Source organism: Rhizobium sp. CF080 (genome assembly GCF_000282095.2).
In the GTDB taxonomy this organism is placed as follows: Bacteria; Pseudomonadota; Alphaproteobacteria; order Rhizobiales; family Rhizobiaceae; genus Neorhizobium.
In genome coordinates this window covers 46,870-70,965 of sequence record NZ_AKKC02000001.1, presented here as the reverse complement: position 1 = coordinate 70,965, position 24,096 = coordinate 46,870, and the positions used below count along the sequence as shown (strand labels likewise).

Annotated in this window: 24 protein-coding genes; 10 read left to right on the top strand and 14 right to left on the bottom strand. The window is 62.3% G+C overall.

The genetic code is table 11. From position 1 onward, the window contains the following. Positions 1 to 56: 56 nt before the first annotated feature. From PMI07_RS00390 to PMI07_RS00360, 7 genes are all read left to right on the top strand, one after another. Positions 57 to 1,364: an extracellular solute-binding protein gene (locus PMI07_RS00390; protein WP_007758432.1), complete on the top strand. Its 1,308-nt coding sequence runs from the start codon at positions 57 to 59 to the stop codon at positions 1,362 to 1,364. A 120-nt stretch (positions 1,365 to 1,484) separates the two neighbouring features. After that, a complete protein-coding gene (locus PMI07_RS00385; protein ID WP_007758433.1) occupies positions 1,485 to 2,372 on the top strand; it encodes a sugar ABC transporter permease in 888 nt (295 codons plus the stop codon). Then, positions 2,369 to 3,262, top strand: a complete 894-nt coding sequence (locus PMI07_RS00380; protein WP_007758434.1) for a carbohydrate ABC transporter permease — start codon at positions 2,369 to 2,371, stop codon at positions 3,260 to 3,262. Before PMI07_RS00385 ends, PMI07_RS00380 begins: the two co-directional genes overlap by 4 nt. Positions 3,263 to 3,264: 2 nt before the next feature. Continuing rightward, complete coding sequence (locus PMI07_RS00375; RefSeq protein WP_024163430.1) at positions 3,265 to 4,497, top strand: AGE family epimerase/isomerase; 1,233 nt, start codon at positions 3,265 to 3,267, stop codon at positions 4,495 to 4,497. Positions 4,498 to 4,501: 4 nt separating this feature from the next. Further along, positions 4,502 to 5,569: a sn-glycerol-3-phosphate ABC transporter ATP-binding protein UgpC gene (ugpC, locus tag PMI07_RS00370; protein ID WP_007773306.1), complete on the top strand. Its 1,068-nt coding sequence runs from the start codon at positions 4,502 to 4,504 to the stop codon at positions 5,567 to 5,569. 21 nt (positions 5,570 to 5,590) lie between these two features. Continuing rightward, positions 5,591 to 6,766 (top strand): mannonate dehydratase, encoded by a 1,176-nt coding sequence (gene uxuA / locus PMI07_RS00365; RefSeq protein ID WP_007772266.1) that lies wholly within the window; start codon positions 5,591 to 5,593, stop codon positions 6,764 to 6,766. A gap of 25 nt (positions 6,767 to 6,791) precedes the next feature. Next, complete coding sequence (locus tag PMI07_RS00360) at positions 6,792 to 7,793, top strand: Gfo/Idh/MocA family oxidoreductase (RefSeq protein ID WP_007772259.1); 1,002 nt, start codon at positions 6,792 to 6,794, stop codon at positions 7,791 to 7,793. A gap of 6 nt (positions 7,794 to 7,799) precedes the next feature. Here the strand turns inward: PMI07_RS00360 and PMI07_RS00355 are convergent, their stop codons facing one another. The 5 genes from PMI07_RS00355 to PMI07_RS00335 all read right to left on the bottom strand — a co-directional run bounded on the left by PMI07_RS00355 (position 7,800) and on the right by PMI07_RS00335 (position 13,955). Beyond that, positions 7,800 to 8,117, bottom strand: coding sequence for a BrnA antitoxin family protein (locus PMI07_RS00355; RefSeq protein ID WP_007772257.1), 318 nt, complete (start codon positions 8,115 to 8,117; stop codon positions 7,800 to 7,802). Beyond that, positions 8,108 to 8,362, bottom strand: a complete 255-nt coding sequence (locus PMI07_RS00350; RefSeq protein ID WP_007772255.1) for a BrnT family toxin — start codon at positions 8,360 to 8,362, stop codon at positions 8,108 to 8,110. The genes PMI07_RS00355 and PMI07_RS00350 overlap by 10 nt, the downstream gene beginning before the upstream one ends. Before the next feature lie 89 nt (positions 8,363 to 8,451). Further along, positions 8,452 to 9,552 (bottom strand): 3,4-dihydroxy-2-butanone-4-phosphate synthase, encoded by a 1,101-nt coding sequence (ribB, locus tag PMI07_RS00345; RefSeq protein WP_007772253.1) that lies wholly within the window; start codon positions 9,550 to 9,552, stop codon positions 8,452 to 8,454. A gap of 12 nt (positions 9,553 to 9,564) precedes the next feature. Then, positions 9,565 to 10,662, bottom strand: a complete 1,098-nt coding sequence (gene aroC / locus PMI07_RS00340) for a chorismate synthase (RefSeq protein ID WP_007772243.1) — start codon at positions 10,660 to 10,662, stop codon at positions 9,565 to 9,567. Positions 10,663 to 10,796: 134 nt separating this feature from the next. Then, complete coding sequence (locus PMI07_RS00335; protein WP_024163429.1) at positions 10,797 to 13,955, bottom strand: EAL domain-containing protein; 3,159 nt, start codon at positions 13,953 to 13,955, stop codon at positions 10,797 to 10,799. 301 nt (positions 13,956 to 14,256) lie between these two features. Between PMI07_RS00335 and PMI07_RS00325 the strand changes: the two genes are divergently transcribed. Next, the gene (locus PMI07_RS00325; RefSeq protein ID WP_007771678.1) at positions 14,257 to 14,517 is read left to right on the top strand and encodes a DUF1344 domain-containing protein; all 261 of its coding nucleotides are present in this window, start codon (positions 14,257 to 14,259) and stop codon (positions 14,515 to 14,517) included. Positions 14,518 to 14,571: 54 nt separating this feature from the next. On the opposite strand, the gene PMI07_RS00320 is transcribed toward PMI07_RS00325, so the two are convergent. The 4 genes from PMI07_RS00320 to PMI07_RS00305 all read right to left on the bottom strand — a co-directional run bounded on the left by PMI07_RS00320 (position 14,572) and on the right by PMI07_RS00305 (position 18,034). Then, complete coding sequence (locus PMI07_RS00320) at positions 14,572 to 15,159, bottom strand: histidine phosphatase family protein (RefSeq protein ID WP_007771676.1); 588 nt, start codon at positions 15,157 to 15,159, stop codon at positions 14,572 to 14,574. Between the two features lie 22 nt (positions 15,160 to 15,181). Then, on the bottom strand, positions 15,182 to 16,000 hold the full coding sequence (gene fabI, locus PMI07_RS00315) for an enoyl-ACP reductase FabI (RefSeq protein ID WP_007771674.1): 819 nt from the start codon (positions 15,998 to 16,000) through the stop codon (positions 15,182 to 15,184). A 151-nt stretch (positions 16,001 to 16,151) separates the two neighbouring features. Further along, positions 16,152 to 17,294, bottom strand: coding sequence for a DnaJ C-terminal domain-containing protein (locus PMI07_RS00310; protein ID WP_007771673.1), 1,143 nt, complete (start codon positions 17,292 to 17,294; stop codon positions 16,152 to 16,154). Positions 17,295 to 17,575: 281 nt separating this feature from the next. Further along, on the bottom strand, positions 17,576 to 18,034 hold the full coding sequence (locus PMI07_RS00305) for an RT0821/Lpp0805 family surface protein (protein ID WP_007771670.1): 459 nt from the start codon (positions 18,032 to 18,034) through the stop codon (positions 17,576 to 17,578). A gap of 64 nt (positions 18,035 to 18,098) precedes the next feature. Between PMI07_RS00305 and pdxH the strand changes: the two genes are divergently transcribed. Further along, the gene (gene pdxH, locus PMI07_RS00300; protein ID WP_007771668.1) at positions 18,099 to 18,719 is read left to right on the top strand and encodes a pyridoxamine 5'-phosphate oxidase; all 621 of its coding nucleotides are present in this window, start codon (positions 18,099 to 18,101) and stop codon (positions 18,717 to 18,719) included. A gap of 9 nt (positions 18,720 to 18,728) precedes the next feature. On the opposite strand, the gene PMI07_RS00295 is transcribed toward pdxH, so the two are convergent. Then, on the bottom strand, positions 18,729 to 19,712 hold the full coding sequence (locus PMI07_RS00295; RefSeq protein ID WP_024163428.1) for a polysaccharide deacetylase family protein: 984 nt from the start codon (positions 19,710 to 19,712) through the stop codon (positions 18,729 to 18,731). A 164-nt stretch (positions 19,713 to 19,876) separates the two neighbouring features. After that, positions 19,877 to 20,668, bottom strand: coding sequence for a sulfite exporter TauE/SafE family protein (locus tag PMI07_RS00290; protein ID WP_007771663.1), 792 nt, complete (start codon positions 20,666 to 20,668; stop codon positions 19,877 to 19,879). Positions 20,669 to 20,797: 129 nt separating this feature from the next. Here PMI07_RS00290 and PMI07_RS00285 point away from each other — a divergent pair, with 129 nt between their 5' ends. Then, complete coding sequence (locus PMI07_RS00285; RefSeq protein ID WP_007771661.1) at positions 20,798 to 21,106, top strand: hypothetical protein; 309 nt, start codon at positions 20,798 to 20,800, stop codon at positions 21,104 to 21,106. 78 nt (positions 21,107 to 21,184) lie between these two features. Here the strand turns inward: PMI07_RS00285 and tldD are convergent, their stop codons facing one another. From tldD to PMI07_RS00270, 3 genes are all read right to left on the bottom strand, one after another. Beyond that, positions 21,185 to 22,600, bottom strand: a complete 1,416-nt coding sequence (gene tldD, locus PMI07_RS00280) for a metalloprotease TldD (protein ID WP_024163427.1) — start codon at positions 22,598 to 22,600, stop codon at positions 21,185 to 21,187. Positions 22,601 to 22,687: 87 nt separating this feature from the next. Beyond that, entirely contained in the window at positions 22,688 to 23,176 is a 489-nt protein-coding gene (locus tag PMI07_RS00275) for a YcxB family protein (RefSeq protein WP_007766296.1), read from the bottom strand. Between the two features lie 28 nt (positions 23,177 to 23,204). Next, positions 23,205 to 23,849, bottom strand: a complete 645-nt coding sequence (locus tag PMI07_RS00270) for an invasion associated locus B family protein (RefSeq protein ID WP_007766294.1) — start codon at positions 23,847 to 23,849, stop codon at positions 23,205 to 23,207. Positions 23,850 to 24,096: the final 247 nt, after the last annotated feature.

Sequence of the window (24,096 nt, the reverse complement as noted above, 5' to 3'; positions counted from 1 at the left end):
GACACGCAACCGGTTGCATGAGAGCTTTTTGTTAACAACAACAAGGGAACAGGGACATGAAAAACAGATCAGCAAAGACCAGGATTTCCACCCGCGCGCTGCTTATGAGCGCGGCATTCGGCGCCGCACTTCTCTCCGGCGCTTCCACCGTTTCGGCTGAAACGCTGACGGTCTGGAGCGGTTATCCGGAAATGGCGCCGTTCTACGAACATGTCGCGCAGGGCATGAAGGCCGCCTATCCGAAGCTCGAAGTGAAGGTCGAGGCGATCGCCCTTCGCGAGCACGAAAAGCGCGTCGCGCTTGGCCTCACCGGCGGCCAGGACGGCACGACAGTCATCGAGCTCTCCGGCTCGACCGCCACCCGTTACCTCGAAAACGATCTTCTGCCGGAAGCGCCGGCCGATATCTCGACCTTCGTCAAGGACCCGAAGAACTTCGACAAGTTCTTCAGCGATACCGCGGGCCAGGGCGGCAAGATCTACGGCGTGCCGCTCTTCCGCGGCCAGGGCGCTCTTTATTATAACACCGACATGTTCAAGGCTGCAGGGCTGACGGCCGCGCCGAAGACCATGGAGGAATATTCGGCCTATGCCGAGAAGCTGACCAAGCGCGATGCCTCCGGCAAGGCGAGTGTGTCGGGCTGGAGCATGCGTCTCTCGGGCGGTGGCCAGGGCATTGCGGAGAAATTCTGGATCAACATGCATCAATATGGCGGCGCCATCCTGGTTCCCGCAGGCGAGGGCAAGTGGAAGCCCAATTTCGCCAATGAAGCTGGCCGCAAGGCGCTGAAACAGTACCTCACCAATATCTTCACCACCAAGACGGTCACCCCGGAAATGCCGGCTGACGCCGATGCCTTCGAGCGCGGCCAGACCGCCATGTTCATCCGCGAATCCTGGGTGATCGGCGATATCGCCAAGAAGGCGCCGGATCTGAAATACGCCACCGCCCCGCTGCCGAAGGGTTCCATCGCCCTGCCCACCAACCTCTATGTCGCCGGCAAGGGCGCTGATGCCAAGGTCGGCTGGGAATTCGCCAAGGCGGCCAATTCGCCGGACAACCTCGTCTGGCTGCTCCAGAACGTCGGCTGGCTGCCGAATCGTTCGGGCGTCGACTATTCGGCCGTCACGTCCAAGCAGCCGGCGTTTGCCGCCTTCGTCGACTATCCGAAGGGCTACGAGTTCTTCACGCTACCTTCGATCGGTCCGATCGAAGAGATCCTGACCCGCGTTGCCGCCCAGCTCGTCGTCGCCTTCGGCGACGCTTCGCTTGCCAGCGACGATGCCAAGATCGACGCCTTCCTCAAGAAGGCCAGCGACGAAGTGAACACCATCCTTACCCGCGAAGGCTTGGGCGCGAAATAATCGCCGGCACGACTCGCCAATCGCATGGGCCCGGAGCATCATTGCTCCGGGCACTTAAAACGGGGATCCTGGGTCCGACCCGCGCCGCGGCCGAACCCTGCTGTCTACAGGCCAAACTTTATGCTGAAGCGCAAAAGATGGATTTTTGCGATCCTTGCGATTTTGCCGACCCTGGCAGTCTTTGCCTATGTGCGGCTTTATCCGATCGCCGACACGCTGAGGCTCAGCCTTTTCAAGTGGGACATCCTGTCGAAGAACAAGCCCTTCGTCGGCCTCGCCAATTTTCGCGAGCTGATGGGCGACCATCTGTTCCTCGACGCGCTGGTCAATACCACGATCATCGCCTTCGGGGTGCTGATCCTGACCATCCCGATGGCGCTGATCATCGCCGCGCTGATCTTCCACCGCACCCGTTCGCGGATGGCCGGTTTCTACGAGACCGCGATCTTCATTCCGCATGTCGTGTCGCTGGTTCCCGCCGCCATGGCCTGGAAATGGATTTTTGATGCCCGGCTCGGACCGCTAAATGCGCTGCTGACCTTTTTCGGCATCCCGGCGCAATCCTGGCTGTTCGATCCGGTTCTGTCCGTCATCTGCATCATCGTGCTCTGCTCGTGGCAGGCGCTGGGTTACGCGGTGCTGATCTATATCGTCGGTTTCAAGAACCTGCCGGTCTCGCTTTATGAAGCGGCCAAGCTAGACGGCGCTTCCGGCCCGCAGAGCTTCTGGTACCTGTCGATCCCGATGCTGAAGCCGATCACCCTCTACGTTTCGGTCGTGACGCTGGTATCCGGCTTCAACGTCTATGCCCAGGCCTTCGTGCTGGCATCCGATGCACAAGGCGCGCCCGGACGGCAGGTGCGGGTGCTGGTTCTCGACATGCTGGAAAACAGCTTCCGCAATTATCGCGTCGGCTATGCGGCCTCCGAAGCCGTCGTCCTTCTGGTCATCGTTCTGGCACTGACGCTCATCCAGTTCTCGATGCTGCGGGAAAGGGGCAAGGCATGACGACCAATTCCGTGAACTATATCGAGCCCACCACCGAAGAGCTTTCCGAGGGCGTGCGCCTGCGCCGCAGGAAGCGCGCAATCAACTTCGCGATCGACGTCTTCCTCATCGTCGTCTCTATCCTGATGCTCCTGCCGCTGGTCTTCCTGGTGGCGAACGCCTTTAAGACGCCGGCGGAAATGTTGAGCTGGCCACCGACCATCATCCCGCGCGACCCGACGATCGCCAATTTCTCCGCCGTGCTCGGCGAAACGCCGCTCTTGCGCTGGATCGGCAACAGCATCGCCTTTGCCGTCATGTCGACGATCGCGATCGTCGCCACCTCGGCGATCGCCGGTTATATCTTCGGAAAATTCCGCTTCCGGACGCTGAACATCCTCTTCGCGCTCTTCCTCGCAACCGCCATCGTGCCGTTCGAGGTCTACATGATCCCGCTCTATTTCCAGGCAAAAAGTCTCGGCATCCTCAATTCCGTCTGGGGCCTGCTGCTCGGTTACCTGGTGATGAGTTTCGGCATCTTCCTGATCCGCCAGAACGTCATCCACTCGATCCCCGACGAACTGCTGGAAGCGGCCCGCATCGACGGCGCCGGCGAGTTCTGGATCTTCCTGCACATCGTCCTGCCGCTGCTGCGCGGCGCTCTCGGTGCACTCGCCGTGCTTGCCTTCTTCCAGGCCTGGACCGCCTTCGCCTGGCCGATGATCGTCGCGACGACCCGCACCAGCTACACGATCGAAGTGGGGCTGGCGCTGTTCCAGACCGGTTTCACCGTCGATCTCGGCCGCCTCAGCGCCGCCTCCGCCACGGTCCTCATCCCCTCCATCCTTCTCTTCGTCATCCTGCGCCGCAATTTCGTGCAGGGCGTCGCCAGCACCGGCCTCAAGGAGTGACGATGGCGATGGATTTCTTCGCGGAAGCCCGCACCACCTATGCCGCAGCCAATGCCGGCACCCTCTACTGGATGCTTCAGCGGCCGATGCTCGGCGGCGGTTTTCTGAATACCAAGCAGAACAGCCTGACGCTGAAGGATTATGGTGCGGAAGACGGCGTTCGCGGCCCGGATTACACCTATGGCTGGATCCAGGGGCGGGGGCTGGAAGCGGTCGTCACCCATGCCGAGTTCTTCGGCGCGGAGCTGCCGCCCCTGGCCGAAAAGCTCGATGCCGCCGGCCGTCGTCTCTATGACCTGTTGGCGAACCTCCAGAAGCCGGATGGCCACGCCTATTTCTGCTACGACCGCGATATGCAGGCCGTTTATGCCGACCAGTCCAACCTGGTCCGGCACCAGGAAAAGCCGGCGCTGATCTACACCTATTCCGACGCCTTCGTGGCCAAGGGACTGGTGGCCGCAGCAAGCCGCTACGGCCTACCGGATATTGCCGACCATCTCGCCTATTTCGACCGGGTGATCGCCGCGATCGAAACCGGCCGTTTCCAGATGGACGAACGCCGGCCACTTTCGCTCGACAGCCCCGCCGAACAGGTGGACGATTTCGGACCGCGGATGATCCTGCTCGGCGCGGCCGGCATGCTGAAGCGCTTCGGCCACACGGCGCATCTCGCCTTTGCCGACCGCTTCATCGCCCATGTCATCGACAGGCATTACGACGCCGCGACCGGCCTGCTCCGCAACGTGCCCGGCGAGGACAGCTGCAATGTCGGCCACGGCATCGAGTTTGTCGGCTTCGCACTCGACTATCTCGACGACACCGCCGATCCGGCATTGATCGACAAACTGGAACGCATCCTCGTTTCATCCTTCGACAAGGGCTTCGTCGGTCCGGGCATCACGCTCACCGTGTCCATCAAGACCGGTGAGGCACAGAGCCCCTATTGCCCCTGGTGGTCGCTGCCGGAAACCATCCGCTCGGCGGCTCTCGTCCACGAGCGCACCGGCAGCGCCGCAAGCCTCGACGTCTGGAAGGCCGCGCATGCCGCCTTCTTCGAGCGCTACTGGCGCGGTACGCCGCCGATCGCCTACCAGACCAAGACGAAGGACGGCCCCGTCGATTTCGTGCCCGCCACGCCGGATCTCGATCCCGGCTACCACACCGGCCTCAGCCTGCTCGCAGCCATTCACGCCGCAGATCGGCTGAAGCCCCAAACCCGAACAGTTTCAGGATAGATATATGGCTTCCGTTGAAATCCAGAACGTCCGCAAGGCCTATGGCGACGTCGAGACCATCAAGGGCGTGTCGGTCGATGTGCCGGATGGCGCCTTCGTCGTCCTCGTCGGGCCATCCGGCTGCGGCAAGTCCACGCTGTTGCGGATGATCGCCGGCCTCGAAGACATTTCCGGCGGCACGATCCGCATCGACGGCCGCGTCATCAACGAGGTCGAGCCGAAGAACCGCGACATCGCCATGGTTTTTCAGAATTATGCGCTCTACCCGCATATGACGATTGCCGAGAACATGGGCTTTTCGCTGCGGCTGGCCAAGAAATCCAAGGAAGAGATTGCCGAGCGGGTCAACGATGCCGCGCGTATCCTGGGGCTTACCGATTACCTCAAGCGTTACCCGAAACAGCTCTCCGGCGGTCAGCGTCAGCGCGTCGCCATGGGCCGCGCGATCGTCCGCAACCCCAAGGTTTTCCTGTTCGACGAACCGCTCTCCAACCTCGACGCCAAGCTGCGCGTGCAGATGCGCGCCGAGCTGAAGGACATCCACGCCCGCATCAAGACGACCACCGTCTATGTCACCCACGACCAGATCGAGGCGATGACCATGGCCGACCGGATCGTGGTGATGCGGGACGGCATCGTCGAGCAGGTCGGCGCGCCGCTGGAGCTTTACGACAAACCGGTCAACACCTTCGTCGCCAGCTTCATCGGCTCACCCTCGATGAATTTCCTCTCCGGCAAGGTGGCCGAGGATTGTAAGTCCGTGCTGACTGAAAACGGTGTCCGCCTGCCGCTTGGACCCGAGGCTTCTGTCCTGGCGGGTACCGCGGTCACCTATGGCATCCGGCCGGAACATCTCGCCATCGCCTCCGGCAACGAGGGCATTCCGATAACCGTGACGAATATCGAGCCGACCGGTTCGGAAACCTTCGTGCAGGGCACCGTCGACGGCCAGAAGTTCTCGGCGCAGCTGCGCGAGCGGCTTTTCATAAAAACCGGCGAGGTGCTCAATCTGGCGCTTGCGCCCACCAACAGCCATATCTTCGATGCCGCAACCGGCATGCGGCTCGGCTGACAAGCATAAGGTAACAATAGGATGGAACAGACTTGGCGCTGGTTCGGACCGGACGACACGGTCAAGCTTTCGCATGTAAAACAGGCCGGCGCGACGGGCATCGTCAGCGCGCTGCATCACTTGAACGATGGCCGCATCTGGCCCGATGACGAGATTTTAAAGCGCAAGGCGATCATCGAGGCGGCCGGGCTCACCTGGTCGGTGGTGGAAAGCATCATCGTCCACGAGGACATCAAGACCCGCACCGGGCGGTACCGCGAGCTGATCGACAACTACAAGGCCTCGATCCGCGCGGTGGCAAAAGCCGGCATCAGGACGGTCTGCTACAATTTCATGGCGATCACCGATTGGACGCGCACCGACCTCGAATACGAGATGCCGCATGGCGGCACGGCCCTGCGTTTCGATATCGTCGAATTCTGCGCCTATGACGTCTTCATCCTGAAGCGCCCCGGCGCCGAGGCCGATCATCCTGCCGACCGTATCGCCAGGGCCGAAACATGGCTGAAGACGGCGAGCGAGACCGATCTCGCCCGCCTCGAGCGCAACCTGATCGAATGGGTGCCGGCCCGCGAATTCGTCTACGACCGCCAGAGCCTCAACCGTATGCTGGATATCTACAAGGAACTGTCGGAGACTGGTTTCCGCGAAAACCTCTTCACCTTCCTGAGCGAGATCATCCCGGTCGCCGAAGAGGCGGGTGTCAGGATGGCGATCCATCCGGACGATCCGCCATTCCCGCTCTTCGGCCTGCCGCGCGTCGTCTGCAAGGCTTCGGATGCGCGCGCGCTGCTAGCGGCAGTGAAGTCGCCCTCGAACGGCATCACGCTCTGCACCGGCTCCTACGGCGCCAATCCCGAAAACGATCTCGTCGCCATGGCGAAGGAATTCGCCTCCGACATCCATTTCGCCCACCCGCGCAACGTCACCAGGGAAGGCGACGGTTCCTTCCACGAGGCCGAACATCTGGACGGGGATACGGACATGGTGCGTGTCGTGATGGCGCTGATGGCCGAGGAAAAGCGCCGCAAGGCCGAAGGTCGGGCGGACTGGCAGATCCCAATGCGGCCCGACCACGGCCATGCGATCGTCGACGACATAGGCAGACGCGTCAATCCCGGCTATTCCTGCATCGGGCGGCTGAAGGGTCTGGCGGAACTGCGCGGCATCATGCGCACGCTCGAAGTTCTCGGCTGAAAACAGATCCTGAGGGGAGGGGACGATGACGAAACTGAAAGTGGCGATGATCGGGCTCGGCATGGCAGCGGGGCACCATGCCCGCGCCCTGCTCGACCTTTCCGACCGGATCGAATGCGTCGCGGCCTTCAGCCCGACCGCAACCCGGCGCGAGGCGTTCGCCGCCGAGTACCCGATCCCCGTGACTGGTGATCTCGATGCGATCTTCGCGGACAAGGCGATCGAGGCCGTGCTGATCCTCACCCCGCCGAGCAGCCATCTGGAACTCGTCCAGCGATGTGCTACGGCGAAAAAGCATATTCTATTGGAAAAACCGCTCGACATTTCTTTCGAGCGCTCCGAGGCAATCGTCCGCGCTGCGACGGATGCGGGCGTGCTGCTGGCCATGGTGCTGCAGAACCGTTTCCGCTCGGCGGCTCTGAAACTCGACGAGATCGTCAGATCCGGCCGGCTCGGCCAGTTGATCGAGGCCTCCGCTGCGATCCGCAACTGGCGCCCGCAGAGCTATTACGACGTCGAGGGTCGAGGCACGATGGCACGCGACGGCGGCGGCGTGCTGCTAACCCAAGGTATCCACACGATCGACCTGCTGCTGAGCTTCGCCGGCTCGCCGAAAGACGTCTCGGCCTTTGTCCGCACCAGCCCGATCCATTCGATGGAAACCGAGGACCTCGTGACGGCGACCTTCACCTATGAAAACGGCGCGATCGGCACGCTGAACGCCACCACCTGCGCCTATCCCGGCCTGCCGGAGCGCATCGAGCTGTTCGGCACCAAAGGCACTGCCGCCTTTACGGGCGCCAAGCTGGATGCGGCTTTCACGGACGGCACGACCATTACGGAGGGCGGTGAAAAATCCGGCAGCGGGGCCGGGGCCAATCCGATGGCTTTCGGCCACGAAATGCATCGCGCCTTGATCGAAAACTTCGTGGATGCGATCCGCAACGGCGCGCCGCTGCGCGTCACTGGCGAGGATGCGCTCAAGGCTCACCGCTTCATCGCGGAAATCCTCGCCGCCAGCCGGTAGACCGTCTCAGAGCCCGGCTGCCTTGCGCAGCTCCTCGGCCATCTTGGCCCGCCAGTCCTTTCCGCGCGCCTTGAACTTTTCGAGCACGTCTGGCTCGAGCCTGAGCGTCACGGCCACCTTCGGCGTCTCAAGCTTCGGCCGACCCCGGGTGCGGCGAAGTTCTTCGATAGCTTCGAAGAATTCCGGCGGCATGACTTCGCGTGCGGGCCGCATGCTCGCCAGTTCTTCATCAGTAAGCGGCGGGCTGTCCACGGCGTCCCAATCTTCCTTGGTGTAGCCGCGCCCCGGCTGGAATTCTTTTAGAGTTCGATGCTTCATTGCCATAGGAGAAGCCTCCTTTCTTTCGCGTTGGCGGGTCGGAAGCTGATGATCGAGATGGCTTCCGTCCCCAGCTTCGCAAAAATCACCACCGCAGTGCCATCTTCGAAATAGCCGATGGCTTTGGTGCGGCCGGAATGACCACGTTCCATCACAGCCGTTTCCCAGTGAAAAAAGCCGAGATCAGCGAAATCGAGACCGTGTTTCTCGAGATTCGCACGCCGCTTCGTCTCGTCCCAAATGATCTTCAATTATTATCCGTACACGAAAAATCGCCGCCCGACAACGAGCGACGATGGAACGGTCCGAAACCTTTTGCAACCCTAAGGATTGATGGCGCTCAGCAGATCACCGTCTCGGAGATCTTGATGCCGAAACCTTCGAGGCCGACATAGTGGCGCTCGCTGCGGGTGAGCAGCTTGATCGAGGTGACGCCGAGGTCCTTGAGAATCTGCGCGCCGAGGCCGATTTCCAGCCATTCGCTTTCGCGGGCCTGGGCTTCGGCATGGCCCTCCTGGTCCTGGCGCAGCTTGCGGCCATGATCCTTCTGGCCGACGCCGACCGAACCTTCGCGCAGGTAGATGATCACGCCGCGACCCTCTTCCTCGATTTTCGCCATGTAACGATCGACCGAGCGCTGCGTGCCGAACACGTCGCGGGTGACGTTTTCGAGATGCAGGCGGACCGGAATATCGACGCCGTCACGGATGTCGCCGAAGATCACCGCCACATGCTGCATCGGGTCCCAGGGCAGCGAATAGGCATGCGCCTTCGCCTTGCCGTGCGGCGTCTCGACGTCAAACGCCGTCTGCAGCTCGATCAAGGTTTCCTTGCGCTGGCGGTAGGCGATGAGATCGGCGACGGAAACCTGCTTCAGGCCATGTTTGGCGGCAAAGTCGGTGACCTGCTGGCCGCGCGTCACCGTGCCGTCGTCGTTGACGAGTTCGCAGATGACGCCGATCGGCGGAAGGCCGGCGAGCCTGCAGAGATCGACGGCCGCTTCCGTATGGCCGGAGCGCATCAGCACGCCGCCTTCGCGGGCGATCAGCGGGAAGATATGGCCGGGCCGCACGAAATCGCTCGGGCCGACATTCGGATTGGCGAGGTTACGGACGGTGAGCGTCCGGTCCTCGGCGGAAATGCCGGTCGTCGTGCCGTGCTTGAAGTCGACGGTGACGGTGAAGGCCGTCGTATGGGCGCTGTCGTTTTCCGCCACCATGGCGTTGAGGTTGAGGCGTTTGGCCTCTTCTCGCGGCATCGGCGCGCAGACGATGCCGGATGTATGGCGCACGATGAAGGCCATCTTGTCCGGCGTGCAGTGGACGGCGGCGACGATCAGGTCGCCTTCGTTCTCACGGTCGTCGTCATCGGTGACGACGACGATTTCGCCGGCTTCGAAGGCGCGGAGGGCGTCGACGACGCGCTTCTGATCATAGGCCATGAATGTCGTTTCCTAGAGATTTCGCCCCGTCTGGGCCCGGTCGCGGAGATAGTGATCGGCAACTGCGCATGCAACCATTGCCTCGCCGATCGGCACGGCGCGGATGCCGACGCAGGGGTCGTGGCGGCCCTTGGTGCGCACCTCGACATTGTTGCCGTCGACGTCGATCGAGCGCTGCTCGGTGAGAATGGAGGAGGTCGGCTTGATCGCAAACCGGGCGACCACCGCCTCACCGGTCGAGATACCGCCGAGAATACCGCCAGCGTGATTGGAAAGGAAGATGCGCTTGCCGTCATTGCCCATGCGCATCTCGTCGGCATCTTCCTCGCCGGAAAGCTCGGCAACACCGAAACCGTCGCCGATCTCGACGCCCTTGACGGCGTTGATCGACATCAGCAGGCCGGCGATATCCTGGTCGAGCTTGCCATAGACCGGCGCGCCGAGGCCGGCGGGAACGCCTTCGGCGATCACTTCGACGACGGCGCCGATCGAGGAACCGGCCTTGCGGATGCCGTCGAGATACTCTTCCCAGACAGGCACCATCGCCGCATCGGGGCAGAAGAACGGGTTCTGGCCGACCTGATCCCAATCCCAGTTGGCGCGGTCTATTCTGTGCTTGCCGATCTGGATCAGCGCGGCGCGGACATTCAGGCTCGGCACGACCTTGCGGGCAAGCGCCCCGGCGGCAACGCGGGCTGCGGTCTCGCGGGCGGAAGAACGGCCGCCGCCGCGATAGTCGCGGATACCGTATTTGACGTCATAGGTATAGTCCGCATGACCGGGACGGTAGCGGCGGGCGATCTCGCCGTAATCCTTAGAGCGCTGGTCGGTATTTTCGATCAGCATGGAAATCGGCGTGCCGGTCGAGATCATCGTCTCGCCGTCGGCATCCATCATCACGCCGGAGAGCACCTTGACGATGTCGTCCTCGCGCCGTTGCGTCACGAAACGCGACTGGCCAGGCTTGCGCTTGTCCATCCAGGCCTGGATTTCCGCAAGCGTGAAGCGAATGCCGGGCGGGCAGCCATCGACCACGCAGCCGAGTGCCGGACCATGACTTTCACCCCAGGTGGTGACGCGAAAAAGGTGACCGAAAGTGTTGTGCGACATGGCGTTACAAGACCAGCTCTGGCGGAGTTGGCCTTCCGCCAACTACTGACGCGGCTGTCATATGGAAAAGGTTGCCGGGCGACAAGTCTTTCTTGGCAGAACGATCACGCCTGCAAGGGTGAACAATGGTGGCTCTAGGCGGCCTTGCGCCAGCCCGCATGCGCGGCCTCGGTGAAATCGTTGAAGGAAAGCGGCCGGGCGAAGGCATAACCTTGCAGCAGATCGCAGCCGAGTTCGCGCAAAAGGCTAGCATGCTGCATGGTCTCTACCCCTTCCGCCACCGTTTCGACGCCGAGCGAGCGGGCGATGTCGATGATCGAGCGCACCAGCGCCCGTTCCTGCGGTGAGGTCAGGATCGGCATGACGAGCTGACGATCGATCTTCAGCCGTTTCGGCTTCAGCTTCAGAAGGCTGACGATCGAGGTATGGCCGGTGCCGAAATCGTCGATCTCGATATCGATGCCGAGCTCCTTGATCCGCTCGAGATTGCCGGTCGCCGATGCTTCGCTCTCATCGAGGAAGATCGATTCCACCAGTTCGAAGGAGATCTCGCCGGGAACGATCGCCAGCGATTGCAGCGTATCGATCAGCGTTTCGTCATGCAGGCGCTTGGAGGAGACGTTGACGGAAACCTTCGGTATCCGCACGCCGAGTGCCGCCCAGCGCATCTTGTCCTTCAAAACCGTCTGAAGCACGATGTGGTCGAGCGCGGCGGACACATTGAGGTCCTCGGCAATCTTCAGGAACCGGTCGGGCGCAAGAATCCCGTGATGCGGATGGTTCCAGCGGATCAGCGCCTCGACGCCGGTCAGCTGATTGGTGCGTGCATCGAACTGTGGTTGGTAGAAGGTGATGAATTCATCATTGTCGATGCCGGCCAGCACCTCGTCGGCGGTGCGCTTGTGGCTGACGATCTCGGCCTGCAGGTTCTGCGTGAAGAATTCGTATCGGTTGCGGCCCATGCCCTTCGCCCGGTAGAGCGCGATATCGGCATTCACAAGCGTGCGGCGCGCATCGACATTCATGCCGCTTGCCTGGGCGATGCCGATGGACACGCCGCAGCGGCAGGCAAAACCCTCGAAATCGATCGGCTGGTGGAATTCCGCGATGATGCGCTGGGCGAGCTGGCCTATCTGTTCGGCGCTCGAATTGTCGGTGGCGAGGATCACGAATTCGTCGCCGCCGATGCGTGCGACGATATCGCTGCTGCGCACGTTGCGCGACAGGATGCGCGAGGCGTGCACGAGCATCGCGTCGCCCGCCGCATGGCCGAGCGTATCGTTGATCTGCTTGAAGCGGTCGAGATCGAGATGCAGGATCGAGAACTTCTGGCGCTCGTTATGGCTGGAGCGCGACAGCCGGTCGAGTTCCATGTCGAGCTTGCGGCGGTTGGCGAGCAGGGTCAGCGGGTCGTGCAGCGAATTGTGCTCGATGCGGCTCTTGGCGATTTCGAGCTCGGCGTTCTTCGCGTCGGCCTCGTCCTTGGCAGCCTTGAGTTCCCGCGTCAGGATCGCGTCCTGGGTGACGTCGAAGGCGATGCCGACCACCTTCTTGGATCCGTCACGCGTCGTATGCACCTTCCCGGTCGAGCGGATGTAGCGGATCGAGCCGTCCGGCTGGGGCACACGCACGACCAATGGCTCGGGGAGGAAGTTCTCCGTGAAATGATAGGAACTGAGCTTGGCGTGCTCCCGGTCGTCGGGATGGATCAGCTCGATCCAGTCCTCGGCCCGGATGTGCCCGTCGGTGAAGGGGACACCGTGCAACTGGCACATGCGGGCATCCCAGGTCTCGATATGGGTTACCGGATTGGATTCCCATATGCCGCAATTATAGGAGTCGAGCGCAAGGTCGAGTTTGGTCGACAGCTCTTCCAACTGTTGCTCGCGATTCGACAGTTCATCGAGCGCCAGCTCTAGCTCGGCGTTCTTGATGTCGGTATTTTCCTTGGCGTTGCGCAGCGTCTGCGTCATCACCATGTCGCCGGTCACGTCCCAGACGATGCCGGTGGTGCGCAGGCTGCCGTCGGCGTTGCGATAGTTCGCGCCCGCAGACCTCAGGTATCGCAGCGTGCCGTCCGGCAACTGCACGCGATAGGTCTCGCTGCAGGGCGTGTTGGCGGAGGCGCAGTCGACGAAATGTGTCTCCGCCGCCGTCCGGTCCGGCGGATAGATCGATCCGAGCCAGTCGTAGAGACGATTGCCCTCGCTGGCAGCCGGCTTGTCGTGCAGCCCGGCGGCTCGGTTGTCCCAGAACAGACTGCTGCTGTTGCCGGTCACCTCCCAGATGCCGATATTGGAAGCCTCCATGGCAAGGTTGAACCGCTGCGAGAGCTCTATGAGATTGAGTTCGCGCGCTTTCAATACATTGATATTGCGGTTGCGTTCGGAAATCAGCGATGTGGCGATGAAGACCGGCACGATCACCGCCAGGCCCACAAGCACGATCAGCAGGCGGAACTGCAACTGGTCCGGCGGCATGACGTCCCAACCGGAACGCGGCGCGGCGAGCATGGTCCAGCTGGCACCTTTGACCGGGACCGTCCATTTCATCGGGGATTGCTCCTCGATGGAATCGTTGCCGAAGAAGGCGAAATATTCCGGCCTGTCCGCGTCCCGCAAAACGACGTTCAGCCAGTCGAGATTGATCAGGTTCGGTTTTTTCGCTGTCGCCGGAGAAAAGGTGACGCCGGATGCCTCCATCAGGTCTTGCTTGTCGATCAGCACGGCGATGGCGCCCCACAGGTCCGCGCCATCCTCTTCCTTCGGCACCGGCATGACGAGGGTCAGATGTCCTTCCTGCGCGCCGCTCAGCAGAGATAGACGGTTGCGGCCGCTGACGGATTTCAGGTCGTTTGCAAGCCGCGCCAGATCGATCCCGCCGACCGCCCCCGACGCACCGCTGATAACGCCGTCGCGGGTGATCAAATGAGCAAGCTCGAAATCGGGTGCGACCGCGACGCCCGAAAAGTGCGCTGCCCCGCTAAATTCCCTGTCAACGTAGTGCTCGAACACATGCAGCGAGTCCCTGGCGTCCTCCCTCAATATGTGAACCAGATGGTCTGAGGTAGCGATGTCGGTCTCTACGCGTCCAACGAGGCGCCGCACCAGCATGCTGCCAACTTTTTCCGTCGTCGCCCGCAGCTCGCTGCGAAAGCCTTCGGTATTACGTTGGTCGACGATCACGCCGATCGTGATCACCGTCAGGGCAATAACGAGCGCGAATGCCGTCGGGGTCTTGGTGCTGCGCACGAGGCGCAGTGATTTGGAACCGGACGACGGCCAGAATTTCACGCGCGCAAACCTTCTTATTAATCCCTGTGGCATGAGAGGACAGCCTATGGGGCGGGGGTTAATTTACGCTTTCACCGCACCCTACAAACTTTGGCGCCATTTATTGTACGGAAATACTCAGAAGGGCCTGGCGAAGGTTCCGGGGCTCGATCGCAAGGCGGCGCCCGGCTCTTGAAAAGCGTTAACAATCAGGTCATTACTTGTACGGAAAATGTCATGGTGAGGGGCGATTTTCGCCACAATCAGGGGGCTATCTGTGCGTCGAAACGAGACATCATCGACCTCATCAAGGCTTCCGACCATGCGCATTCTGATTGCTGCTCTGCTTGCCACGGCCAGCATCTTTTCGCCCCTCAACAGCTGGGCCCAAAGTGCCGACGTCGAAGCCACGATCAAGGCCGTGGACGCCAAGGCGCTGAGCTTCACGCTCGATGACGGAAAGACCTACAAGGTACCCGAGGAATTCAATTTCGAGGGCTTGAAGGCCGGCGTGAAAGTGCTCGTCTTCTACACGGTCGTCGATGGCAACCGCGTGGTCGACGACCTCGAGATCGTTCAGTAATACTCTAGAATTAGCAAAGTATAATTTTGAATATCGGGCACGTCCGTGCGCCGATCAGAGCCATTCCATCCGTTTGTGCTCCGTGTCCACCCTAAGGATGCGGTCCTGCGGGGTCGGAACGGTGGCGGCCTCGTCCTCGTCGAGGTTGCCGATCAGCCGGAACAGCGAGCGGATCACTCCGCCATGGCTGATGCACACGGTCGGTTTGTCGAGCGATTGCAGCCAGGCGCCGATCCGCCAGCAGAGGATTTCATAACTCTCGGCAGATGTCCCCGGCGGGATGAAACTCCATTTCTGCTCGGCTCGGGCGGCGAGCCGGTCTGGAGAAATCTGGCCGATCTCATCGAGCGTATAGCCTTCCCAGTCGCCGAAGGAGACTTCGACCAGCCGTTCGTCGGTCCGATAGGCGAGGGGATCGAGGCCCATGGCGGTGCGCAGCCGCTCCATGGTTTCGCGAGTCCGCGACAGCGGGCTGGCGATGAAGCTGAACCCGTCGGCCGTGCCGATCATCTCGCGCAGCCGTTCGCCGTTCCGCGTTGCCTGCGAACGGCCGAGCGCATTGAGCGGAATATCCTGCTGGCCCTGAAGCCGGCCTTCGGCATTCCAGTCCGTCTGCCCGTGGCGGATCATGTAGATGAGCACGGCAGACGTCCCTGGAAGAGCATCAGTCCTTGATGACCGAAATGTCCGGCGCATCGACGGCCTTCATGCCCACGACATGATAGCCGCTGTCGGCGTGATGGGTTTCGCCGGTAACCGAACGCGACAGGTCGGAGAGCATATAGAGACCGACATCACCGACTTCCTCGATGGTAACGGTACGGCGCAGCGGCGCATTGTACTCGTTCCATTTGAGGATGTAGCGGAAGTCGCCGATACCGGAGGCTGCAAGCGTCTTGATCGGGCCGGCCGAGATCGCGTTGACGCGGATGTTCTTCGGGCCGAGATCGACGGCGAGATATTTGACGCTGGCTTCGAGTGCCGCCTTGGCAACGCCCATGACGTTGTAGTTCGGCATGACCTTTTCCGCGCCGTAATAGGTGAGCGTCAGCATCGAACCGCCCTCGGTCATCAGCTTTTCCGCCCGCCGTGCGACGGATGTAAAGGAATAGACCGAGATCTGCATGGTCTTGGCGAAATTGTCCGCCGACGTATCGACGTAGCGGCCGGTCAGCTCGTCCTTGTCGGAAAAGCCGATCGCATGCACCAGGAAGTCGATCTTGCCCCAGTGCTTTTCGAGATTGGCGAAGACTTCGTCTATGGTCGATTCGTCGCCGACGTCGCAATGGCCGGCCATGTAGGCGCCCAGTTCCGCAGCCAGCGGCTCAACGCGCTTCTTGAGCGCGTCGCCCTGGTAGGTGAACGCAACTTCCCCGCCATGCTGGTGGATGGCCTTGGCAATGCCCCACGCGATCGAACGGTTGTTGGCAACGCCCATGATGAGACCGCGTTTGCCTGCCATGAGGCCGGAAGCCTGAACCATACATAGTCCCCTGATACCTTAGATGAACGCTGCCTATGACATAGGCAGCTCTAGGGTTCAAGCTGACTTGGATCATCTCGTGTTAGTGGCCGTAACAAAGGGTGCGCAACGGTGAATACCGACGCAAAACTGTCATATTCGGCGGTGCCCGTCAGACATAGAGCCCGTGACGCATGTGCCGCATCAGGTCCGTGACCTTTTCGTTCGGCTTTTCCCACAGGACGACACGCAATTCGACCACGAGATCGCCGCGACCGCCGGCATCGTCATGGAGGCCTAGGCCGTTCAGTCGGACCGTCTGGTCGGAACCGGACCATGCCGGAATGCTGATGCTGCGGCTGCCTTCCGGCGTCTCGACCGACGCGTCGCCGCCAAGCACGGCATCTTCGAGCGAGATCGACAAAGTTGTGTGGAGATCGAAGCCTTCGACGCGGAAACGGCTGTCGCGGGCAATCTTGATCGAGGCGAGGATGTCGCCGGATTTCATGCCGGTTAGCTTGAGGCCCTGGCCCTTCAGCCGCGCCACGTGGCCCTCCGTCATGCCCTTTTCGAGCGCAAGACGGACTTCGCGGTCATCGGCCATTTTCAGTGTGATCGAGTTCAGCTTCAGCAGATCCTCGACGGTGACAGTGGCGTCGACGGAAATATCCGGCGCCTTTTCCGGGGTCGGCGTCGTGCCGCGGAAGCGGCGCACGATGGAAGCGATCAGGTCGATGGCAAGCGCTGGAAGGGGCGGTCTTTCACCGCCCGCGTCGCTCCTGGCCGGTTCGGCATGTTCGTCGGTCGCCTGCGCCGATCCGCTGCCCGCCTGGGTCTGGGCTTTCGCATTTTCGGCCGCCGCGGCGCCGAAAATGCGTTCGATCATATCCTCCGGCGTTTCGCCGGCCGGGCCTGACTGATTCTGCGGCTGGGCCTGGGATTGGGCTTGCGACTGTGCCTGGCTGCGAGCTTGGGCCTGCGCATGCGCGGCCTGGGCATTGGCCTTGGCGAGCTCCTCCATGACCTTTTCGGCATTGGCCTTGGCGACCTTGGCGCGTTCGGCGGCTTCGCGGGCAGCGTTGCGCTGCTGCATGATGGTTTGGTGCATCTCGGCGGCTCTGTCGTATCGCTTGCGGCGCTCGGGATCCTTCAGGACCTCGTAGGCCTGGCCGATCTCTGCGAAACGGCTCGTCGCAGACGGATCGTCCTGGTTCTGGTCAGGGTGAACGGTCTTGGCCTTGGCGCGCCAGGCTGCCTTGATTTCGTCGGGCTCGGCATTGCGCTTCACGCCGAGGAGAGAATAGGGATCACGCATTGTGGGACCACCGGTTACCTGAAAGGGCGGGCCCCCGCTTGATCCTTGGACCCCCCGATACTCGTCACAACTCCGACAGCCATCCGCCGGTTCCTCATGTTCCGGTCAGACCACTGCTTGCTCCAGGAGAGCCTATGTTAGGACTTGTAAATCAGTGGTTACGCAGAGGCCGGCCGTACTCGTTAAGGTAAACGAATCGTTTCCGGCACGATTTGCGGAAACGCGTGAAACGGTTTCCTTCGCACCCGCGTCTGTGGGTCGGGGGAGGGGATGAAGCGTGATTACTGGCGGTCGAAGGCGGTCAGCATCCAGTCGCCGCTGCCCGTCAGGCAGGTCTGGCCAGAAAACATGGCGATGCCTTCGTAGGAATGCCTGGTGGTAGTGAAGGCGCGGCAGATCTGCTCACCATTGCGGGCTTCGCGGATTTGCGACACGACGCCGGCGCTGCCGGTTGCCGTATTGGCCCAGGGAACCGAGGCTGTGCCGACCTTTGCAAGATCGGCCGAGGAGACCGCGTTGCGCACCGTCGCCTCGTCGGAAAGCGTGGCGCCTGTATGCGGAGGCGTTCCTGGCACGGTGCCGGTCGCGATCGAGCGGTCGACTTTTGGCGAGCTTCCGAACAGATCGAGACTGCTGGTACAACCGGCAAGCGAAAGCCCGGCCAGGCAGAGGGCGGCTGCCCGTCTGCCGAGGAAAAACGACCTCTTTGTGCGGCTCTTCGACTTTGCTATCACTACCACCGTGCGTCCTGTCCGACGGAAAAACTCGGGCATTTTTCATGAGATTGGGAGTATTTTAGTCAATATGTCTGAGAGCGGGTTAATAACTGGTGACTTCACCGCCGAGAATGAGCCTTTCGCGCTTTTCGGCTCCTGGCTGAAGGATGCCGAAAGCTCCGAACCCAACGATCCGAATGCCGTTGCGGTCGCGACCGTCGACGAAAACGGCATGCCGAATGTCCGCATGGTCCTGCTGAAGGGTTATGACGAGAGCGGTTTCGTCTTCTACACGAATTTCGAAAGCCAGAAGGGCCGCGAGGTCCTCGGCCAGAAAAAGGCGGCGATGTGTTTCCACTGGAAGTCGCTGCGCCGCCAGGTCCGCCTGCGTGGCGAGGTGGAAGTGGTGAGCGATGCGGAGGCAGATGCCTATTATGCATCGCGGGCCCGCGGCAGCCGCATCGGCGCCTGGGCATCGAAACAGTCCCGCCCGCTCGAAACCCGTTTCGCGCTCGAAAAATCGGTGGCCGAATATACCGCCCGTTACGCGATCGGCGACATCCCGCGCCCGCCCTACTGGTCCGGCTTCCGCATCAAGCCGCTGTCGATCGAGTTCTGGCACGACCGCCCGTTCCGCCTGCACGACCGCATCGAGTTCCGCCGCGCTGTCGCCGACGGCCCTTGGGAAAAGGTGCGGATGTATCCGTGAGGGGAGGGCTCACCGCCCGATCGCGAACGGGATGCCCGATGCGAGTGCCGAGACGTAGCGCGGCTGCTGATAATAGCCGTTGAGCGAGATGCGCGGCAGGCCGGTGAGCCTGTTCACGTATTTGGCGCAGAGCGTACCCGGCTGTGTCGTGACCGCAACCGAAAAGCCGATCTCCTTGGCAATCGCGTGGTCGCGCTCGGAAACCGCGGCACGGCTGCCATAGGGATAGGCGATCGTGGCCGGCCGTTCGCCGGTCAATGCCTCGATCCAATCGGCCGACTGCTCCATTTCCGCGCGCGCGTCTTCCGCCGAAAGACGGGCGACGGCGCGGTGGCTAGTCGTATGGGCGCCGAGCGAAGCCAGCGGATGGGCGGCGACCGAGCGGAGCTCTTCGGCATTCATCGTGAGGTCGGCGGTGATCGTCAGTGGATCGACGCCGTGTTTCCTCGCCAGGGCATCGATCCGCGAGACGGCGGTGGATTCCTCGACTTCGAGGACGTAGCTGGAAAACCGGTCGAATGCGTCAAACTTGCGCGCCTCGGAGGTGAGGTCGAGAACTTCTGACCCGCCGCCGAAATCGAACGTCACTTCCCGTTCGCGGCCGAGCAGCTCGGCAACCGTCTCCCACCACAGCGAATGGCTGCGCTCGGCAAACCCGCGGGTGACGAAGATGGTGAAGGGCACGCCGTGGCGGGCAAACACCGGCAAGGCATATTCGGCATTGTTGCGGTAGCCGTCATCGAGCGTGAAGGCCGCGAACGGCTGTTTGGTCGGGGCGGCAAGCCGTGCCGGCACGTCGCTCAAGGGAATGAACTCGTAACCTTCCGCCGAAAGCCGTTCAATCGCTTCGCTCAGAAAATCCGGCGTCACTTCCAGATGGCCGCTCGGCTGCAGAGGGCGGCTCTGTTTCGGCCGCACATGATGGAGCGTGAAGATGGCGCCGTGGCCACGCGCATTGGGCATCATCCCGGCACGCGCAAGTGCTGCAGCCATGTCGAGGCCACCGGCCACAAGCCGGCGTTTGACGTCCCTGCGCCAAAGCGCCTGAAACCTGTCCCTCGTGTTCCCCACCGCGATCACGCCCACGTTACTTCGGTGAGGGCGACCCTATCCCGGACGAGTTAAGTCTTGCTGAATAAGGAGAGGCCTGATCTTGTTCAGGGCCGCAGCGCGTCGAAAAGCGGCAGGCCGACGATCGCCGCCGTGGCGATCAGTATGAAGCAGATGCGCCGGAAGGTGCCCTCGGACGCAAACCCGAACAGCCGAGAGCCGGCGATCAGGCCGAGGCCGTAACCCGGCCCGGCAATCAGCGCGAGCGCAAGGACGTCGAAGGTCAGGAGACCGCCAACGACATAGGCGGTGGCCGAGATCACCGTCGAAAGCGCGAAATAGAGGATGAGGTTGGCACGCACGGTGAGCGGCGGAATGGCGCCTCCGAGCCAGTAGGCGACGACCGGGGGACCGGAAAGCTGCGCCGCCCCGCCGAACAGGCCGGCGAGCGCCCCGACGCCGATGGTCAGCGGCGTCTTCGGCTTGCCGTGGTAACGCCAGCCGGAAATCAGGAAGATCAGCAGGCAGAGCACGACGACCGAGATCAGCCATCTCAGTGCCGTCGGATCGATCACGGCCAGCAGCGTCGTGCCCACCGGCACGCCGACCAACGTACCGATCAGCATCGTGCCGACCTCGCGCCGGTTGGCCCGCCTCCACCCGTCCGGCAGCATGCCGAGCGTCGTCACCCCGTCGATCACCAGCAGCAGGGCAGGGGCGATCTTCGGGCCGACGGCAGCACCTGCGAGCGGCACGAAGATCAACGCACCGCCGAAACCGGAAAACCCGCGCGCCAGCCCGGCAATCAGTGCCGAGAGGAAAAGAAAGCCGAGTTGCGCTGGCCCATGGCCCGGAATCCATGCGTCCAGCAAGGCGGAAATCGGATTGGCGGAGTCCATGGAAAATGCCGTGATGCGGATGAGATCGGATGGCCCGCACCTGCCGGGATTTGGGTTGGGGTGTCAAGCAAACCCTCTGGACAGAAGCCGGGAATCGGCATTCTTCTGTGGGTACAAAAGGAGAACATCATGTTGAAGACGCTCATTGCACAATTCGAGGCTGCATCCGCGAGGTATGCCGAAGTCCATGGAATGGTGCGCGATCCGGATTGGTTCGTGCTGAAGCTCCAGGAAGAAATGGGCGAACTGACCCAGGCCTGGAACCGCGCCACCGGCCGCGGACGGAAGAAGGGGCGGACGGACGAGGATCTCAGCCGCGACCTCGCCGATGAGACCGCCGATCTCCTCGGCCACGTTCTGCTGTTTGCCCACACGAACCGGCTCGATCTCGCATCGGCGATCGAGCGGAAATGGCTTTTCAAACCGGAGGAGGGGTGAGTTTCAGGCTCATACGCCAGCATTGGGATCTGGCGATAGAAACCTTAGCGTTTCTATCGCCAGGCAAATTGCTCCGCTTTACGCCTTCGTTCCACCCACCGTCACCTGATCCATCCGCAGATGCGGCTGGCCGACGCCGACGGGGACCCATTGGCCGCCCTTGCCGCAATTGCCGATGCCGGTATCGAGCTTCATGTCGTTGCCGACCATCGAGACACGGCGCATCGCATCCGGGCCGTTGCCGATCAGCATCGCGCCCTTGATCGCCGGGCCGATCCTGCCGTTCTCGATCATGTAGGCCTCGGTGCAGCCGAACACGAACTTGCCGGACGTGATGTCCACCTGGCCGCCGCCGAAGGAGACCGCGTAGATGCCCTTCTTGACCGAAGCGATGATCTCTTCCGGCGTCTTGTCGCCGCCGAGCATGTAGGTATTGGTCATCCGCGGCATCGGCGTATAGGCGTAACCCTGCCGGCGACCGTTGCCGGTCGGTGCTACGCCCATCAACCGGGCGTTCTGGCGGTCCTGCATGTAGCCGACGAGCTTGCCGTTCTCGATCAGCACGTTATAGGCGGACGGCGTGCCTTCGTCGTCGATAGTAATCGAGCCGCGGCGGTTGTCGATCGTCCCGTCATCGACGACGGTAACGCCGGGAGCCGCCACCATTTCGCCCAGAAGTCCGGCAAAGGCCGAGGTCTTCTTGCGGTTGAAATCGCCTTCCAGCCCGTGGCCGACCGCCTCGTGCAGCATCACGCCCGGCCAGCCGGAGCCAAGCACCACGTCCATCGTGCCGGCCGGCGCGTCGATGGCCGAAAGGTTGACGAGCGCCTGGCGCAACGCCTCGTCGGCGCCGGTCTGCCAGTTGCCTTCCGTCACGAAGTCGCCGAAGCCGATGCGGCCGCCGGTGCCGAACGAACCGCTCTCCTGCCGGTCGCCGTCACCGACGACGACGGAAATGTTGATGCGGGTCATCGGGCGGATGTCCTGCACCCGGTGGCCGTCGGCGCGCAGGATGTCGACCACCTGCCAGCTTGCCGAAACGGTCGCCGTCACCTGCCGCACCTTGTCGTCCTTGGAGCGCAGATAGGCGTCGATATCGGTGAGCAGCTTCACTTTTTCTTCGAAGCTCGGGGATCCGATCGGGTTCTCGTCACCGTAATATTTCTTGTTGGTGCGCTGCGGAGCGGCCGCATAGGAGCCGGAATAACCAGCCGTGACGGCCCGCACTGCATCCGAGGCGCGGGAAAGGGCTGCCGCCGAAAGCTCGCCCGCATGCGCGTAACCGACCGCTTCGCCGGCGACCGAGCGCAGCCCGAAACCCTGGTCGGTGTTGAATGAACCGCCCTTCAGGCGGCCATTGTCGAAGGTCAGCGATTCCGCCTGGGCATGTTCCACGAAAAGCTCGCCGTCATCGGCGCCGGTCAGCGCCTCGGAAAGGATCGAGCGCAGCTTGGTCTCGTCGCAGTCGAAAAGATTGAGAAGATCGGTGTTCATGGGATGCTCCTTCGGCGCTGCCCTATGAAGACGCGCGCTCTGTTCCAACCGATGTAGGTCCGGCAAGGGACCGAAGCAAGCCTGTCCTCAGATGGCTTTTGCGCTGAGGAAGGCCTGGACCTGCTGCGGCATGGTCTGTCGCGGCAGGATGTTGAAGGCCGAAGAGCCGCTGAACAGCATGAACGAAAGCGGCCTTTCCCAGATCTCGGTGACATTCGGCCAGTTGAGCCGGCCGTCGCCGAGATTGGACGTGATGCCGAACCCTTCCGGATCAACAGTGATCTCGGCGCTGCGATCGGTCATGCGATTATAGCGGCCAAAGGCATTGGCGGAATGGGCACGCCATACCACGGCGCTGAAAATCGCCGGAAAGCAGGCGACAATGAAGGCGAGCAGCGCGAGAATGTAGTTGCCCTGGAAGAGGAGGACGATGCCGGCGACCGCCACCAGCCCCGCCGCCGCCCACTTCGCCCTCTGTTCGCGCATCGTGCGCTCTATGACAAACACCCGGACCGCATCGCGCACGACCTCGTCGTCGAAGTGGACCGGAAAGGTATGGCTGCCGTGAAGCTCCATGAAGGATCGTTTCTTTATTACAGGGTGATCACGGAAGCGCGTCGTAGCCGGGCCCGAAGCCGGTCAGCTCGATCGGAATGCCGACCCGGTCCTGATCGGCGGATTCGCGCAGCGCAAAGACCGCGGCCTTGCCGGCCCGCAGGATGCGCATCAGCTCCTCGTCGATCTCCACTTCCACATAACAGCCCTCGGAGAAGCAGCGGGTGAAATAGGCGCGGCCGATATTGTTGTTGTCGACATAGAGTTCCATGCCGTCCTTCAGGAGTACGCCCAGCGGCGCGAGGATACGCAGGATGCGTGCCTTGCGGTCGGCAGTCTTCAGCACCACCACCGACAGGCCGACTTCCGGCCGGTCCTCGGCGATGACATTCTGCATCAGTGCGCATTGTTCGGCAGAGGCGCCGGCCGGCCGATCACAGATGATCGACCAGGCGCCGTGGTTCTCGCGCACATTGCCGGGCGGCTGCGCCTGCTGCCCCGAAGGCTGCTGGGCCTGCCCGCCGTTCGGCGCCGGCCGGGGTGGCTGCGGCGCGGGTTTGGCGCCCTGTGCCGGCTGGGGGGCCGGCTGGGGTGCGGCGGGCCGCGGCTGCGGCTGCTGCGCGAACGCGGGAAGCGAAACGGCGGCTGCAAGCATCACGGCTAGACCGGCGCAGATCAGGGAGGGACGACCCATGGAAACCTCTGGAAGACGAATCAGTGCGGCTATTCTTGGCGTTCGCTGGACGAAATGAAAAGCCCTGACCTCTTTCCAGTGGAGTACGGCGAAAGTGGGACCCGCCAGGCCGCGTGGCTCAGCCGACACTATTGTCAAGAAAACGCCGGATTTTGGCTGCCCTCCGGTCTATAATGACGCTGCGAAGGGTGTGGACGGCCCGTGGAATACGGCCTTGGGCCGGGGAAAAGGGCGATGTATGGCCTGT

Coding starts and splice junctions, on each gene's coding strand:
- tldD (WP_024163427.1), bottom strand. CDS start 22,600: ATGAACACCGATCTTCTCAATCTTTTCGACTGCGACGAGACCAAGCTG.
- PMI07_RS00375 (WP_024163430.1), top strand. CDS start 3,265: ATGGCGATGGATTTCTTCGCGGAAGCCCGCACCACCTATGCCGCAGCC.
- PMI07_RS00380 (WP_007758434.1), top strand. CDS start 2,369: ATGACGACCAATTCCGTGAACTATATCGAGCCCACCACCGAAGAGCTT.
- PMI07_RS00295 (WP_024163428.1), bottom strand. CDS start 19,712: ATGGCTGCAGCACTTGCGCGTGCCGGGATGATGCCCAATGCGCGTGGC.
- PMI07_RS00355 (WP_007772257.1), bottom strand. CDS start 8,117: ATGGCAATGAAGCATCGAACTCTAAAAGAATTCCAGCCGGGGCGCGGC.
- ribB (WP_007772253.1), bottom strand. CDS start 9,552: ATGGCCTATGATCAGAAGCGCGTCGTCGACGCCCTCCGCGCCTTCGAA.
- PMI07_RS00360 (WP_007772259.1), top strand. CDS start 6,792: ATGACGAAACTGAAAGTGGCGATGATCGGGCTCGGCATGGCAGCGGGG.
- uxuA (WP_007772266.1), top strand. CDS start 5,591: ATGGAACAGACTTGGCGCTGGTTCGGACCGGACGACACGGTCAAGCTT.
- PMI07_RS00290 (WP_007771663.1), bottom strand. CDS start 20,668: ATGGACTCCGCCAATCCGATTTCCGCCTTGCTGGACGCATGGATTCCG.
- fabI (WP_007771674.1), bottom strand. CDS start 16,000: ATGGTTCAGGCTTCCGGCCTCATGGCAGGCAAACGCGGTCTCATCATG.
- PMI07_RS00285 (WP_007771661.1), top strand. CDS start 20,798: ATGTTGAAGACGCTCATTGCACAATTCGAGGCTGCATCCGCGAGGTAT.
- ugpC (WP_007773306.1), top strand. CDS start 4,502: ATGGCTTCCGTTGAAATCCAGAACGTCCGCAAGGCCTATGGCGACGTC.
- aroC (WP_007772243.1), bottom strand. CDS start 10,662: ATGTCGCACAACACTTTCGGTCACCTTTTTCGCGTCACCACCTGGGGT.
- PMI07_RS00275 (WP_007766296.1), bottom strand. CDS start 23,176: ATGGAGCTTCACGGCAGCCATACCTTTCCGGTCCACTTCGACGACGAG.
- PMI07_RS00390 (WP_007758432.1), top strand. CDS start 57: ATGAAAAACAGATCAGCAAAGACCAGGATTTCCACCCGCGCGCTGCTT.
- PMI07_RS00310 (WP_007771673.1), bottom strand. CDS start 17,294: ATGCGTGATCCCTATTCTCTCCTCGGCGTGAAGCGCAATGCCGAGCCC.
- PMI07_RS00270 (WP_007766294.1), bottom strand. CDS start 23,849: ATGGGTCGTCCCTCCCTGATCTGCGCCGGTCTAGCCGTGATGCTTGCA.
- PMI07_RS00325 (WP_007771678.1), top strand. CDS start 14,257: ATGCGCATTCTGATTGCTGCTCTGCTTGCCACGGCCAGCATCTTTTCG.
- pdxH (WP_007771668.1), top strand. CDS start 18,099: ATGTCTGAGAGCGGGTTAATAACTGGTGACTTCACCGCCGAGAATGAG.
- PMI07_RS00385 (WP_007758433.1), top strand. CDS start 1,485: ATGCTGAAGCGCAAAAGATGGATTTTTGCGATCCTTGCGATTTTGCCG.